Source organism: Amycolatopsis minnesotensis (assembly GCF_039529815.1).
Taxonomy (GTDB): domain Bacteria; phylum Actinomycetota; class Actinomycetes; order Mycobacteriales; family Pseudonocardiaceae; genus Amycolatopsis; species Amycolatopsis minnesotensis.
Window position 1 is genome coordinate 299,716 of the sequence record NZ_BAAANN010000003.1, and the last position, 14,009, is coordinate 313,724.

Annotated in this window: 11 protein-coding genes; 7 read left to right on the forward strand and 4 right to left on the reverse strand. The window is 72.1% G+C overall.

Annotated features, from left to right (window positions below):
- Positions 1 to 4: 4 nt before the first annotated feature.
- Entirely contained in the window at positions 5 to 763 is a 759-nt protein-coding gene (locus ABD256_RS05445) for a pyrimidine reductase family protein (protein WP_425546380.1), read from the reverse strand.
- A 162-nt stretch (positions 764 to 925) separates the two neighbouring features.
- Here ABD256_RS05445 and zapE point away from each other — a divergent pair, with 162 nt between their 5' ends.
- A complete protein-coding gene (zapE, locus tag ABD256_RS05450) occupies positions 926 to 1,969 on the forward strand; it encodes a cell division protein ZapE (RefSeq protein WP_344414080.1) in 1,044 nt (347 codons plus the stop codon).
- A gap of 95 nt (positions 1,970 to 2,064) precedes the next feature.
- Here the strand turns inward: zapE and ABD256_RS05455 are convergent, their stop codons facing one another.
- Positions 2,065 to 2,721: a phosphatase PAP2 family protein gene (locus ABD256_RS05455; protein ID WP_344414082.1), complete on the reverse strand. Its 657-nt coding sequence runs from the start codon at positions 2,719 to 2,721 to the stop codon at positions 2,065 to 2,067.
- A gap of 82 nt (positions 2,722 to 2,803) precedes the next feature.
- Here ABD256_RS05455 and ABD256_RS05460 point away from each other — a divergent pair, with 82 nt between their 5' ends.
- The gene (locus ABD256_RS05460) at positions 2,804 to 3,712 is read left to right on the forward strand and encodes an FAD-dependent oxidoreductase (protein WP_344414085.1); all 909 of its coding nucleotides are present in this window, start codon (positions 2,804 to 2,806) and stop codon (positions 3,710 to 3,712) included.
- A 547-nt stretch (positions 3,713 to 4,259) separates the two neighbouring features.
- Here the strand turns inward: ABD256_RS05460 and rocD are convergent.
- Positions 4,260 to 5,486, reverse strand: coding sequence for an ornithine--oxo-acid transaminase (rocD, locus tag ABD256_RS05465; RefSeq protein ID WP_344414087.1), 1,227 nt, complete (start codon positions 5,484 to 5,486; stop codon positions 4,260 to 4,262).
- 196 nt (positions 5,487 to 5,682) lie between these two features.
- Here rocD and ABD256_RS05470 point away from each other — a divergent pair, with 196 nt between their 5' ends.
- The 3 genes from ABD256_RS05470 to ABD256_RS05480 are packed head-to-tail and all read left to right on the forward strand — an operon-like array spanning position 5,683 to position 9,606.
- A complete protein-coding gene (locus tag ABD256_RS05470; RefSeq protein WP_344414089.1) occupies positions 5,683 to 6,504 on the forward strand; it encodes a PPK2 family polyphosphate kinase in 822 nt (273 codons plus the stop codon).
- 40 nt (positions 6,505 to 6,544) lie between these two features.
- Complete coding sequence (locus ABD256_RS05475; RefSeq protein WP_344414091.1) at positions 6,545 to 8,623, forward strand: S9 family peptidase; 2,079 nt, start codon at positions 6,545 to 6,547, stop codon at positions 8,621 to 8,623.
- Between the two features lie 29 nt (positions 8,624 to 8,652).
- Complete coding sequence (locus ABD256_RS05480; RefSeq protein WP_344414093.1) at positions 8,653 to 9,606, forward strand: LLM class F420-dependent oxidoreductase; 954 nt, start codon at positions 8,653 to 8,655, stop codon at positions 9,604 to 9,606.
- A 775-nt stretch (positions 9,607 to 10,381) separates the two neighbouring features.
- Here the strand turns inward: ABD256_RS05480 and ABD256_RS05485 are convergent.
- Positions 10,382 to 11,011, reverse strand: a complete 630-nt coding sequence (locus tag ABD256_RS05485) for an SRPBCC family protein (RefSeq protein ID WP_344414095.1) — start codon at positions 11,009 to 11,011, stop codon at positions 10,382 to 10,384.
- A 221-nt stretch (positions 11,012 to 11,232) separates the two neighbouring features.
- Between ABD256_RS05485 and ABD256_RS05490 the strand changes: the two genes are divergently transcribed.
- On the forward strand, positions 11,233 to 12,702 hold the full coding sequence (locus ABD256_RS05490; RefSeq protein ID WP_344414097.1) for a pyridoxal phosphate-dependent decarboxylase family protein: 1,470 nt from the start codon (positions 11,233 to 11,235) through the stop codon (positions 12,700 to 12,702).
- Entirely contained in the window at positions 12,699 to 13,979 is a 1,281-nt protein-coding gene (locus ABD256_RS05495; protein ID WP_344414099.1) for a lysine N(6)-hydroxylase/L-ornithine N(5)-oxygenase family protein, read from the forward strand. The genes ABD256_RS05490 and ABD256_RS05495 overlap by 4 nt, the downstream gene beginning before the upstream one ends.
- The last annotated feature ends 30 nt before the right edge of the window (positions 13,980 to 14,009 follow it).

The following is a 14,009-nucleotide window of genomic DNA, read 5'->3' on the forward strand; positions in this document are numbered from 1 at the left end:
GAGGTCAAGGCGGTGGCCCCGGTTTCCGGTAGCGGAGCATGGTGAACCCGTCCTCGTGCAGCACCGAAGCCAGTTCCATGGACCGGGGCGCGCTCGAGGTCCGGCCGATCGCGATCCGGCCGGCGCCGCCGCCCGCGAGCAGCGGCGCCACGGTCAGGCAGAGCTGGTCGACGAGGTCCTCGGCGATCAGCTCCGCCAGCAGGTGCGGGCCGCCCTCGCAGTCGACGCGGCGAAGCCCCCGGCTCCCGAGGGTGGCGAGCGCCGCGGTCAGGTCGACCTTCTGCTCGCCCGCGATGAGGATCTCGGCGCCGGCGCCCGCCAGCGTCCGCTTGCGCTCCGCGGACGCGGCGTCGGTGGTGACGATGATCGGCGGTACCTCGGTGTCGGTCAGCAGCGGCGAATCGGGGCTGATCCCGGCGCTGCCGGTGACCACCGCGATCGGCGGGATGGGGGACAGCCCGAGCCGGTCCCGGCGCGCGCGTCGCGTCGCGTTCGTGCGCACCCCGCGGTACCCCTCCGCCCGCACCGTGCCGCCGCCGACGAGCACCACGTCGGCGAGGTCGCGGCCGAGCAGGAAGATCCGCTTGTCCGCCGGGTGCGACAGACCCTCCGACTGGTCGTCGACCGTGACGGCACCGTCCGCCGAGGACACGAAGTTCGCCTGCACCCACGGCCGCGTCAGCCCGTCCGGGTATCCGTACACGCGCGCCAGCTCGTCGTCGTCCACGGGGGTTCCCGCCGGGGCTGGCCACAGGGTCTGCACCCCTTCATCCCAGCACGTGACCAGGTTCTCGTCGACTCGGGGCGAGTGAAAGTGGCCGAGACTCGGGGCGAGTGAGAGTGGTCGAGACTCGGGGCGAGTGAGAGTGGTCGAGACTCGGGGCGAGTGCGGGGCGTGGGGTGCGCTGGTTCTAGGGTCGTGGCCATGTCCCCAGCGCATCTGACCGACCGGCGGCCCGAGATCGGCGCCGACGAGCTGATCACGGCGCTGGTGCCGCCGCCGCGGTTCGACACGGTCCGGTTCTCCACGTACGTGCCGAACCCGGACGAGCCGAGCCAGGCCGAGGCGGTCCGCTCCTGCTCGGCGTTCGCGGACCGCGTTTCGGCAGGGGCGAAGGAGGCGAAGCGTTCGCGGTTCCGGTCGCTGTTCGGCTCCCGCGACGACACCCCGGCCGGTCCGATGGGCGTCTACCTCGACGGCGGTTTCGGGGTCGGCAAGACGCACCTGCTCGCGTCGCTGTGGCACGCGGTGCCGGGCCCCAAGGCGTACGGCACGTTCGTCGAGCTGACCCACCTGGTGGGCGCGCTCGGGTTCGCCGAGGCGGTGCGGAGGCTCTCGGCACACCGCCTGCTGGCGATCGACGAGTTCGAGCTCGACGACCCCGGTGACACCATGCTCGTCGGGCGGCTGCTGCGCGAGCTGATGGATGCCGGCGTGCACATCGCCGCGACGTCGAACACCTTGCCGGAGAAGCTCGGCGAGGGCCGGTTCGCCGCGGAGGACTTCCTGCGGGAGATCCAGTCGCTGTCGAGCCGGTTCGGCGTGATCAGGGTGGACGGCCCCGACTACCGGCACCGCGGCCTCCCCGACGCACCGCCCCCGGTGACCGGCGAGGAGCTGGAACGCTCCGCCGAAGCCCGCGCGGGGTCCACTGTGGACGATTTCGACGCGTTGTGCGCGCACCTGGCGAGCCTGCACCCGTCGCGGTACGGGCGCCTGGTGGACGGGGTGTCGCTGGTGCACCTGCGGGACGTGCGCCCGGCGCCGGACCAGATGGTGGCGCTGCGCCTGGTCGCCTTCGCCGACCGGCTCTACGACCGCGCGATCCCGGTGCTGGTCTCGGGTGTCGGGCTGGGGGAGCTGTTCGGCGCCGACATGATCGAAGGCGGCTACCGCAAGAAGTACCTGCGCGCCACGAGCAGGCTCACGGCGCTGGCCAGGGACGCCGCTGGAAGCACGCCGAGCTAGCGCCATCCGCGCCGCGAGGGGCGAGATCGCGGCGTCAGGTTCTCCGAAGGTCACCTTCGGGGCATGCGGTGGCCTCGCGAGAAACCCGAGGGCGGCTAGGGCCGGGAAAGCCGCGCTGGCCAGGGATGCCGCCGGAAGTACGCCAGGCCGGCGAGCCGGGTCGCGAGCACGAAGGCGATCGCGAACAGGGTGCCGCCGATGACGTCGGTGAGGTAGTGGAAGCCGAGCCCGACCATCCCGACCGCGGCGAAGGGCACCAGCAGCACGGCGAGCGCGGCGGTCAGCCAGGTGGCCGCGCCGGGCCTCGCCACGATCACCAGCACGGCCAGCGTCGACACGAGGCTCACCGTGTGCCCGCTCGGGTAGGCGTACGCGCCGCCGTTGTGCCGGTCGAACAGCGGTTTCAGCACCCAGGTGTTGAGTGCGACGGCGATCGCGGGCCCGGCGAGCGTCACCGCCAGCTCGGGACCGCGCCGCGCCAGGCCGCACGCGATCGCGACGACGGCCAACACCGGGATCAGCACGTAGGGCTGGGTGGCGACCACGAAGAGCCGGAGAAGCTCGGCCTGGCCGCCGAAAACCGTCGCGACCCAGCCTTCGAAGACGCGGTCGAACCCGCCGGGGCCGGTCCCGCCCGCGAACGGGATGCCCAGCGCCACCATCGCGAGTGCGCACACCGCCGAGGTGATCGCGAAGGGTTTGGCCCCTCGCACCGTTTTCGCGGCGGTCGCTGCCGTCGTTCCCTGGTCCACGGAACCGAGCCTACGCAGATGCCTTGACCCGCGTGCCACCCCGGTGGAACGGTCTCCGGAGACGAGGAAAGGGCGGAACTCCATGCGAATCGGTGTCGTCGGTGGCGGTGTCGTCGGGCTCACGTGCGCGCTGCGGCTCGCCGAAGCGGGCCACACCGTGACGGTGACCAGCGCGGACCGGGTCGGCGACACCACGTCGAGCGTCGCGGGCGGCCTGATCTACCCGCCGGGCACGCAACCGGAGGACCGGTGCGCGGGCTGGATGGCCGCCGGTGTCGGGGAATTCACCCGACTGTCCGAAAAGGACGCAGGAATCCGCGTGCTCCCCGGCCGCCTGCTGCACCGCGCTACCGCGCCGTGGCCCGCCTGGGCCGACACGACTCCCGGTTTCGTGCGCGAAGACGACGTGCCGTCGCCGTGGACGAACGCGTTGCGGTTCAGCACACCGGTGGTGGACCTGGCGCGGTACCTCGGCTGGCTTTCCGGTGCGGTCGCCGAAGCCGGGGTGGCCGTCGAGTACCGCAGGCTCGCGAGCCTCGCCGAGGTGGCGGACGCCGACCTGGTCGTCAACGCGGCGGGTCTCGGCGGTGGCGCGCTCGCCGGTGACGGCACGGTGGCGCCCGTCGGCGGGCAGGTCGTGCACCTGACCGATCCCGGCCTCACCGAATGGATCGTGGACGAGGACGCGGCGGTGCCGACCTACGTGATCCCGCACGGCGGGCACGTGGTGTGCGGTGGCACCGAAGAGCGGGGGAGGACGGGCATCCGGCCCGATCCCGAGGTCGCCGAAGACATCCTGCGCCGCTGCCGCGCGCTGGTGCCCGAACTCGACGGCGCGGACGTGCTCGGCACCAGGGTCGGCCTGCGGCCGTGGCGCCCCGAAGTGCGCCTCGACCGCGACGGCGACGTCATCCACTGCTACGGCCACGGCGGCGCGGGCGTCACCCTGTCCTGGGGCTGCGCCGACGAAGTGGTGGCACTCGCGGGCTGAGTCGGCGGGAGGTGGCCTGAGGTCTGCACTTACCGCGACGGCTTACCCAGTCGACCACCACCCCACCCGCGACGCCCTGCTGCCCCAGGCGACCGCGGTGATCGAACTCGATCACACCGGGTCCCACCTGGACGCCAGCCTTTCGCATGATCGAAAGCACCGGCGAACTGGTAGCTGTCCGGGACGGAAAGCCCGCGCGTGGGTACGGCGGCACCGCTGACGTCGTCGGCGCCGCTCGTGAGCGAGGCATACCGGTCACCGTGATTTGGCCGCACGGAGCCGAACGCGACCGACATCGGACAGAAAGGCTCCTGAACAGCCACAACTTTCGAAAACTGAATGGTGCCCAAGTGAACACATGCCCTTCGCGGCATTGGATCCTTGAAGGTGCCCTTCAGAGAATGAACAATCGCTCCGCACGGTCAGCTTGGGCGCTCAGGTCCCCGAAGGCGTCCTTCGGGGCAGCTACGTCCCCGAAGGACGCCTTCACGGCATTTCCAGGCGGCCACCCGGTACGCGAGGGAACGTTCGCGGCCCTCCGCTCGGTTCAGCGGGTGACGACCTCGGTGATGGCGTCGATGCCGCGGTCGAGGTCCTCGGCGCTGATCACCAGCGGCGGGGCGATGCGCAGGGTGTGGTCGTGGGTTTCCTTGCACAGCACGCCGCGCGCGGCCAGTGCCCGCGAGGCTTCGCGGCCGCTGGGGCCGCCGGGGGCGATGTCGATCCCGGCCCACAGCCCGCGCCCGCGCACCGCGGACAGGCCGTTGCCGATCAGTCCGCCGAGCCGGGTGTGCAGGCGCTCGCCGAGTTCGGCCGAGCGCTGCTGGAATTCGCCGGTCTTCAGCAGCGCGACGACGGCGCGGCCGACAGCGCAGGCGAGCGGGTTGCCGCCGAAGGTGGAGCCGTGTTCGCCGGGGCGCAGCACACCGAGGACGTCGCGGCTGCCGACGACGGCGGAGACCGGCATGATGCCGCCGCCGAGCGCCTTGCCCAGCGTGTACAGGTCCGCCCGCACGTTTTCGTGGTCGAGCGCCAGCAGCTTGCCGGTGCGCGCCAGCCCGGACTGGATCTCGTCGGCGATCAGCAGCGCGCCCGCGTCGTCGCACCGGCGCCGTGCTTCGGCGAGGTAGCCCGGCGGCGGCACGATCACCCCCGCCTCGCCCTGGATCGGCTCGAGCAGCACCGCGGCGGTCCGCTCGGTGATGGCGGCGGCGAGCGCGGCCGCGTCGCCGTAGGGCACCGTGACGAAACCCGGGGTGAACGGGCCGAAGTCGGCGCGCGCGGTTTCGTCGGTGGAGAAGGACACGATCGTGGTGGTGCGGCCGTGGAAGTTCGACCCGGCGACCACGATCTCGGCGGTGCCGTCGGGCACGCCCTTGACCTGGTAGGCCCATTTGCGCGCGATCTTCACCGCGGACTCGACGGCCTCGGCGCCGGAGTTCATCGGCAGCACCATCTCGGTGCCGGTCAGTTCCGCCAGCTCGCGGCAGAACGGGCCCATCTGGTCGTGGTGGAACGCGCGCGAGGTCAGCGTCACCCTGCCGAGCTGCGCCTGCGCGGCGGCGATCAGATCGGGGTGGCGGTGCCCGAAGTTGAGCGCCGAGTAGCCGGAGAGGAAGTCGAGGTAGCGGTTCCCGTCGACGTCGGTCACCCACGCGCCGTCCGCCTCGGCGAGCACGACCGGCAGCGGGTGGTAGTTGTGCGCGCCCCACTGCTCGTCGAGCGCGATGAACTCGTCAGTGCCGGTGGCGACCTTCTCGGCGTGCACAGTCATACGTTCAGGCTAAGGCCAGGCAGGAGTGGATTTCATCCGGTGAACGTTGCTTGGGACCGTTGTTCGTTGCGGGTTTCATGCCATCGGGCGACGTTTCGTTGTGCCGGGACGGCACGGCACGCCGGCAAGTCCGGCCCCGCGCCGCCGGGGCGGTTATCGTCGGCTACGAACGGTGACGACCGCAGGGAGGACAGCCATGGGCAAGCGTGCGGTGCGCGACGCGCTGAAGGCGGGGGACACCTGGCCCGATCCCGGTTCGTCGCCGATCGGGCCGGAGCAGAAGGCCAAGGCGCGGAAGAAGCTGACGGCCGCCGGTGAGCGGCTCGACGAGCTGCAGGAGGCCCTGTACGCGGAGGGCGCCGACGGCGGCGGCCGGAGCGTGCTGCTGGTGCTGCAGGGCATGGACACCTCGGGCAAGGGTGGCACGGTCGGCCACGTGCTGGGGCTGGTGAACCCGATGGGCGTGCGGTACGCGGGCTTCAAGAAGCCGACGCAGGCCGAGCGGCGCCACCACTACCTGTGGCGCGTGCGCAAGCGGCTGCCGGAGCCGGGCCAGATCGGGGTGTTCGACCGCTCGCACTACGAGGACATCCTCGTGCCGAGGATCGAGAAGCTGGTGCCCGCCACTGAATGGCGCCGCCGCTACGCCGAGATCAACGCCTTCGAACGGGAGGTCGCCGAGTCGGGCACCACGATCGTCAAGGTGTTCCTGCACATCTCGCCGGAGGAGCAGCTCCGCCGCCTGCGGGCGAGGCTGACCACGCCGTCGAAGCGCTGGAAGTACAGCTCGGCCGATCTCGACGCGCGGTCCAAATGGGACGACTACCAGCGGGCCTACCGCGACGTGCTGCGCCGGACCTCGACCGGGCACGCCCCGTGGTACGTGGTGCCCGCGGACCGCAAGTGGTACCGCAACTGGGCGGTGGCGAAACTGCTCACCGAAACGCTCGCCGAGATGGCGCCCCGGTTCCCGCAGCCGGAGTTCGACGTGGACACGGAGCTGGCGAAACTCGGGTGATGTTGGCGCCGGTGCGTGATCGTCTGAAAGAGTGCGGGGTGTGACCGACCGCGACTCCTTCCTCCGGCTCCAGGCACGCACCCAGCGGTTCACGCTCGGCGCGCCCAAGAACTTCCAGGTCGCCCCGGACGGTTCGCGCGTGCTGTTCCAGCGCGCGGAATCCGGCACCGACCCGCGCAACAGCCTGTGGGCGCTCGACCTCGCCACGGGCGCGGAGAAGAAACTGGTGGACGCCGCCGAGCTACTGCCGGGCGAAGAGGAGTTGCCGGCCGAGGAGCGCGCCCGCCGCGAACGGGCGAGGGAGACCTCCGGCGGCGTCGTCGGGTACGCGGTCGACGACGGCTTCCGCGTCGCCGCGTTCTCGCTGTCCGGCAGGCTGCACACGGTCGACCTGGTGACCGGGGAGATCGCGGCGCTGCTCGACGGGGCGACGGGTGCGGTCGACCCGCGCCCGAACCCGGCCGGCACCCACGTGGCGTACGTGCGGGACCGCAGGCTGCGCGTGGTCGAACTGGACGGTGACGCGGACCGCGAACTGGTCACCGAGGACGGTGAAGACATCGCGTGGGGACTCGCCGAGTTCATCGCCGCGGAGGAGATGAGCAGGGCACGGGGCTACTGGTGGGCGCCGGACGGGCAGAGCGTGCTCGTCGAGCGAAGCGACCGCGCCGGCGTTCCGAAGTGGACGATCGCCGACCCGGCGAACCCGGCGAAGCAGGCGAACGTCGTCGCCTACCCGGCCGCGGGCGAGGCGAACGTCAAGGTGTCACTGGCTTTCGTCGGTCTCGACGGGAAACGGGTGGACGTGCGGGCGGGCGACTGGGAGTACGTCGCGGCGGTGCACTGGTCGGCAGGCGGGAACCCGCTGCTCGCCGTGCAGTCCCGCGACCAGCGCCGGATGGACGTCGTCGAGGTCGACCCCGCCGACGGCGGCACGAAGACCCTGCACACCGAGACCGATCCGCGGTGGATCGAAATCGTGACCGGGGTGCCCGCGTGGACACCGGACGGCAGGCTGGTCCGCGTCAGCTCCGCCGACGGCGACTACCGGCTGGTGATCGACGGCGAGCCGGTCAGCCCGCCGGGCCTGCAGGTGCGGTCGGTCCTGAACGTGGGCGCGCAGACCCTGTTCAGCGGGTCCGAAGAGGACCCGTCGCAGATCCACGTCTACCGCACCGAGCCGGGCGGCGGCGTCCGTCGTGTGTCCACAGTGGATGGTGTGCACATCGGATCGGGATCCGCCGCGGTGACGGTGCTTTCGTCGTGGAGCCTCGCGCACAGCGGCCCCGAAGTGTCCGTGCTCCGCGACGGTGAACCGGTCGCCGCGATCGCGTCGCACACAGTCGACCCGGAACTCGTGCCCGAGCCGGTGCTGCTCACCCTCGGCCAACGCGGGCTGCGGGCCGCGCTCCTCTTCCCGCACGGCCACCGGCCCGGCACGAAGCTGCCGGTGCTGCTCGACCCCTACGGCGGCCCGCACGCGCAGCGCGTGCTGGCCAGCCGCAACGCCTTCCTCACCCCGCAGTGGCTCGCCGACCAGGGGTTCGCGGTGCTCGTCGCGGACGGCAGGGGCACGCCAGGGCGCGGGGCGGCGTGGGAACGGGAAATCAGCAGGGAACTCGCGTCGGTCACGCTCGAGGACCAGGTGGACGCGCTGCACGCGGCCGCGGAGCGGTACCCCGATCTCGACCTCGGCAGGGTGGCGATCCGGGGCTGGTCCTACGGCGGGTACCTGTCCGCGCTCGCCGTGCTGCGGCGGCCGGACGTGTTCCACGCGGCCGTCGCGGGCGCGCCGGTGACCGACTGGTCCCTCTACGACACCCACTACACCGAGCGGTACCTCGGCACCCCGGCCGAGGACCCCGACGACTACCGCCGCAACTCGCTGATCGCCGACGCGCCGGGGCTCGAGCGCGCGCTGCTGATCGTGCACGGGCTCGCCGACGACAACGTGTTCGTCGCGCATTCCCTCCGGCTTTCCGGCGCGCTGCTCGGCGCGGGGCGGCCGCACACGTTCCTCCCGCTCGCGGGCGCGACGCACATGACCCCGCAGGCGGAAGAGGTCGCGGAGAACCTGATGCGGGTGCAGATCGGCTGGCTCAAACGGGAACTGGGCTGAGGAGCCCGGCAGGACGGCAGGAGGAACACGTGGCACGGTGGGGTCTGACCATCCCGCTCACCGGGGTGCCGCTCGCGGCGCACCGCGAGCTCATCGAACAGCTTCCCGATCTCGGGTACACCGACGCGTGGTCGGCGGAAACCGCGGGCACGGACGCGTTTTCGCCGCTGCTGCTGGCGTCGCAGTGGGCGCCGAGCCTGCGGCTGGGCACCGCGATCGTGCCCGTCTACACGCGCGGTCCCGGCCTGCTCGCGATGAGCGCGGCGACGCTCGCCGAGGCGGCACCGGGCCGGTTCGTGCTCGGCATCGGCGCGTCGTCGCCGGTGATCGTGCAGAACTGGAACGCCGCCGAGTTCGCCGACCCGTTCGGCCGTTCCCGCGACACGCTGCGCTTCCTGCGCGCGGCGCTGGCGGGGGAGAAGGTGAGCGAGGAGTACCGGACGTTCTCGGTCAGCAAGTTCCGGCTGGAGCGGCCGCCGGACCCGCCGCCGTCGATCATGCTGGCCGCACTGCGGCCGGGGATGCTGCGCCTCGCCGCGAAGGAGGCGGACGGGGCGATCACGAACTGGCTCGCCCCCGCCGACGTGCCGAAGGTGCGCGCGGAGATCGGCGAGGACGTCGAACTGGTCGCCAGGATTTTCGTCTGCCCCACCGAGGACGCCGACGCCGCCCGCGGGCTCGGCCGCATGCTGATCAGCAGCTACCTGACCGTGCCGGTGTACGCGAAGTTCCACGACTGGCTCGGCCGCGGCGACGCGCTCGCCCCGATGCACGAGGCGTGGGCCGCGGGCGACCGGCAGCGCGCGAACACCGTCATCCCGGACGAGGTGGTCGACGATCTGGTGGTGCACGGCTCGCTCGACGAATGCCGCGAGCGCGTCCAGTCCTATGTGGACAGCGGACTGGACACGCCGGTGATCAGCGTGCTGCCCACCGGCGGCGACCCGTTCGAGCAGGTGCGGGGCCTCGCACCACGCCGGTAGCCCCGCGCGGGAGGTGCCGACGCCCCTGAAGGTCACCTTCAGGGCATGGTGGGCTGGGTGTGAACCGAGTGAAGGGAAGATCTGCGGCGGTGGATTCCCTGAAGGACGCCTTCGGGGCATGGCCTCGGTGCCATCGGATCCCACGAAGGCCGGATTCGCGGCCCTCACCGCGCGCGGCGCGGTGGCGCTCATGCCCTGAAGGTGCCCTTCGCGGCGTCAGGTTCCCTCAAGGGCCCCTTCGGGGCATAGGTGCGGGCGGGGGAAGCGGTGTGAGCTTGGGAAGTCCAGTGCATTCCTGGAGGACGCCTCGGCGGTGTACGGCACGGTCATGCTGCTGCCCCGGCGGGATCCTGCCATGCCCTGATGGGCGCCTTGAGGGACTCTGACGCCACATCCTCGGCCTTCGCGGGCGCGCGACCCGGCCACGCCCATGCCCTGAAGGACGCCTTCGCGGCGTCAGATTCCCTCAAGGGCCCCTTCGGGGCAGCGAGGTAGAGGCGTGAGCTGCGAAATCCCAGCACCTGCCCGCAAGGGCGCCTTCAGGGCATCCAACGCCGCATTCCCGGCCCTCACAGCGCGGAGCGCGGCGGCCCCACGTCCTGAAGGTGCCCTTCGCGGCATCAGATTCCCGAAGGCCCCTTCGGGGAATGCGTAGCGGACCTCGCCTTGACCACGAGAAGCATCCTTCAGCGCATGGGCAGCCCGCTCCGCACGCCCGCGAGGGGCGGAAAAGTGGCGTCAGCGTCCCCGAAGGTGGCCTTCAGGGCATGCGGGGCTATTCGGCTCCGGTGTAGACGGCGACGGTGCGGTCCCTCGCGCCGGCCGCTTCTTCGGGGCTCGCGCCCGCGGCTTCGTGCGCGGCGCCCCAAGCGTGCCCGCTGCGCTTGATGAACTCGAGCGCTTCCGGTGTCTGCAACAGCTCCTCGGGCGCCAGCGTGCTTTCTTCCTTCGCCAGGTGCGCGGCGAGCCCGAGCAGGCTGAGGTCCCAGCCGATGCCGACCGCGCCGGGGCCGAACTTCGCCCAGTGCTCGGGATCGACGTCGACCGCGACGTGTTCGAGCTGGAACTCCGTGGTCCCGCCGGATGCGGGAGACAGGGTCACCACGACCTCGGAGGTGTTGGTGGCCGGGTTCTCGCCGAACACCCACGACACCGCGAGCAGGTTCGGCGCGTCGCAGCGCAGGATCTCGCCGCCCGCGTTGCCTTCGACCTGGAAGCGGCCGCCGAGCCGGAGATCGCCCTCCACCGGCCCGAGCCAGCGGGCGAGCCGTTCGGGTTTCGTGCAGGCGTCCCACACGTCCTCCGGGGTGGCGTCGTAGGTGCGGCGAAGCAGGACCGTGCGGGCGTCGCCCCGGGTGCCGAGCTCGCGCCGGGCCTTGGCGATCTGGTCGATCAAATCGATCATGAGCATCTCTTTCGTCGTCGGCGGACGAAACCGACAGTAAAGCCAGCGCTTATATAAGTCAAACTCTATTATTAACGCACGGCCACGGAAGTTCGGCCTTGCCGGTGATGGACAACGGTATGTGGCGCAAGCAGGCTCAATGGACGAGCTGGAGGCCCGCCGACAGCGGCGCCGCCGGTCTCCGTATTGTTGCTGAGGGTAGGCAAACCTAAGGAGCATATGTGGCTGATTCGACGCCCGAGGCAGGGTCGCTCGCAGGTGGGGCCGAAGGGCACCGACGGCTCGCCGAGCTGATTCCGGTGGCACTGCGCGCTTTCGCCGACGGAACGGCCGAGCGGGGAGGGCCTGCCCCCGCGGGCGGCCCGGCCACGGTCGCGGCGAGCCTGGCCGCCGCGGACGCGCCGTTGCTGCCTCGGGAAGGCGTCGGGGCCACGCGCGCGCTCGAAGGGCTCAGCAGGCTCCTCGCCGCGGGTTCGGTCGACCCCGCCGAGACGTGGTGCGCCGCGCACCTGCACTGCCCGCCGCTCGCGGTCGCGGTCGCGGCGGACGTCGTGGCGAGCGCGGTCAACCCGTCGATGGATTCGTGGGACCAGGCACCGGCGGCCAGTGAGATCGAGCGCGAGTTCGCGGGCGGGATCGCCGCGCTCTGCTACCCCGGCGCCGCCGCCCCGGACGCCGTGGTGACCACCGGCGGCACCGAGTCGAACATGCTGGGACTGCTGCTGGCGCGCGAACGGGAGCCCGGCGTCGTGCCGGTCTGCGGCCGCAACGCGCACCACAGCGTCGCGCGAGCGGCGTGGCTGCTCGGGCTGCCGGCGCCGGTCGTGGTGGACTGCGCTGGCGATCGCCTGCTGCCCGGCGCGCTCGACACCGCGCTGGCCGGTCTGCCGGGCCCCGCCGTGGTGGTGGCGACGGCGGGCACCACGAACACCGGTGAGATCGACCCGCTGCCCGCGGTCGCCGAAGTGTGCCGCGCCCGCGGCGCGCGCCTGCACGTCGACGCCGCCTACGGCGGGATGGCGTTGTGTTCGCCCGCGCTCCGGCACCTGCTCGACGGGCTCGACCGCGCGGATTCGATCGCGCTCGACATGCACAAGTTCGGCTGGCAGCCGATTTCCGCCGGTCTGTTCGTGGCGCGCGAAGCGGCGGACCTGTCCGCGCTGACCGTCCGCGCCGAGTACCTCAACGCCGACGACGACACCGAGGCCGGGCTGCCGGACCTGCTCGGCAGGTCGATCCGCACGTCGCGGCGGCCGGACGCGTTCCGGATGGCGGTCACCCTGCGCGCGCTCGGCACCGACGGGATGGGGGCGCTGGTCGCGCACTGCCGGGACACCGCGGCGGCCGTGGCGGCCGCGATCGGCGAGCATCCCGCGCTGCGCCTGTGGGGGGCGCCGACGCTGTCCACCGTGCTCTTCCGGCCGGTCGCCGCCGACCACCTCGACGCGGGCGCGGGTGACGAGCTCGTCGCCGGGGTCCGCAGGGCGCTGCTCGAAGCGGGCACCGCGGTCATCGGCCGGGCGACATTGCCACCGCGCGCGGGCGGCCCGGAACGGTTGTGGCTCAAGCTGACCCTGCTGCACCCGAGCGCGACGCCCGCGGACTACGCGCCGCTGCTCGACGTGGTCGCGGCCGCGGTGCCGGTCCGGGAGGCCGGGGTCCGCGCGGGACAGAGTACGGTCGGTTCGTGACGCCGTTGGACCTAGCCGGTATCGGGATCGGGCCGTTCAACCTGTCGCTCGCCGCACTCGCGCGTCCCGTGCCGGGGCTGCGGGCCGCGTTCTTCGACCGGCGCCCCGAGTTCCGCTGGCATCCCGGCCTGCTGCTGCCCGGCACCACGCTGCAGGTGCCGTTCCTCGCGGACCTCGTCTCGCTCGCCGATCCGACGAACCCGTTGTCGTTCCTCAACTACCTGCGCGAGCACGGGCGGTTGTTCCCGTTCTACTTCGCCGAACGGTTCCACATCCCGCGCGCCGAGTACGACGACTACGCGCGCTGGGCCAGCAAGCGGTTGCCGAGCTGCGAGTTCGGTGCCGAGGTCCGTTCGGTCGCCTGGTCGGGGGACGCCTTCGAGCTGCGCTTCGCCGACCGCGACCCGGTGCTCGCCCGCTCGGTGGTGCTCGGCGTCGGCACGGTGCCGCACCTGCCGGAACCACTGCGGGAACTGGCGTCCGGCCCGGACGCGCCCGTCGTGCACTCGGCGTCCTACCTCGGTGCGCGCGATCGGCTGCTCACGACGCGCCGGGTGCTCGTGGTGGGGTCGGGGCAGTCCGGCGCCGAGGTGTTCCTCGACCAGCTCCAGCACCGCTCCACAGTGGACGGACTGGGCTGGCTGGCGAGGACGCGGGCGTTCGCCCCGATGGAGTACTCCAAGCTCGGTCTCGAACAGTTCACCCCGGACTACACGACGTACTTCCACGGCCTCGGCGAACAGACCCGCGAACGGCTCCTGCCGGTGCAATGGCAGTTGTACAAGGGTGTCGACGCCGAGACGCTCTCGCAGATCCACGGCGCGCTGTACGAACGGGGGATCGGCGGGGCCTGGCCACCGGTGACGCTCACGCCCGGCGTCGAGGTCGTTTCGGCGCGCCGGACGGCCGGCGGGGTCGAACTGGAGGTGCGGCACGTCCAGCAGGGCACCGAAACCGCGCTCGAAGTGGACGCCGTCGTCGCCGCGACCGGGTACCGGGACACGCCGCTCGACGAGCTGCTCGCCCCGCTCGGCGTCGACCCGGCCGTGCCGCTCGAGGTGGACCGCGGCTACCGGCTGCGCCTGCCGGAGAAGATCCCCGGCGCGGTGTACGTGCAGAACGCCGAGCGGCACACGCACGGGGTCGGGACACCGGATCTCGGTCTCGGCGCGTGGCGCGCGGCGTCGATCGTCAACGCGGTCACCGGCCGCACCGCCTATCCCCTTCCCGACCGGACCGCGTTCACCACGTTCGGCCTACCCACGGAGGACCAGTGACCAGCAACCTGACCGGCACCGCGGAAGACG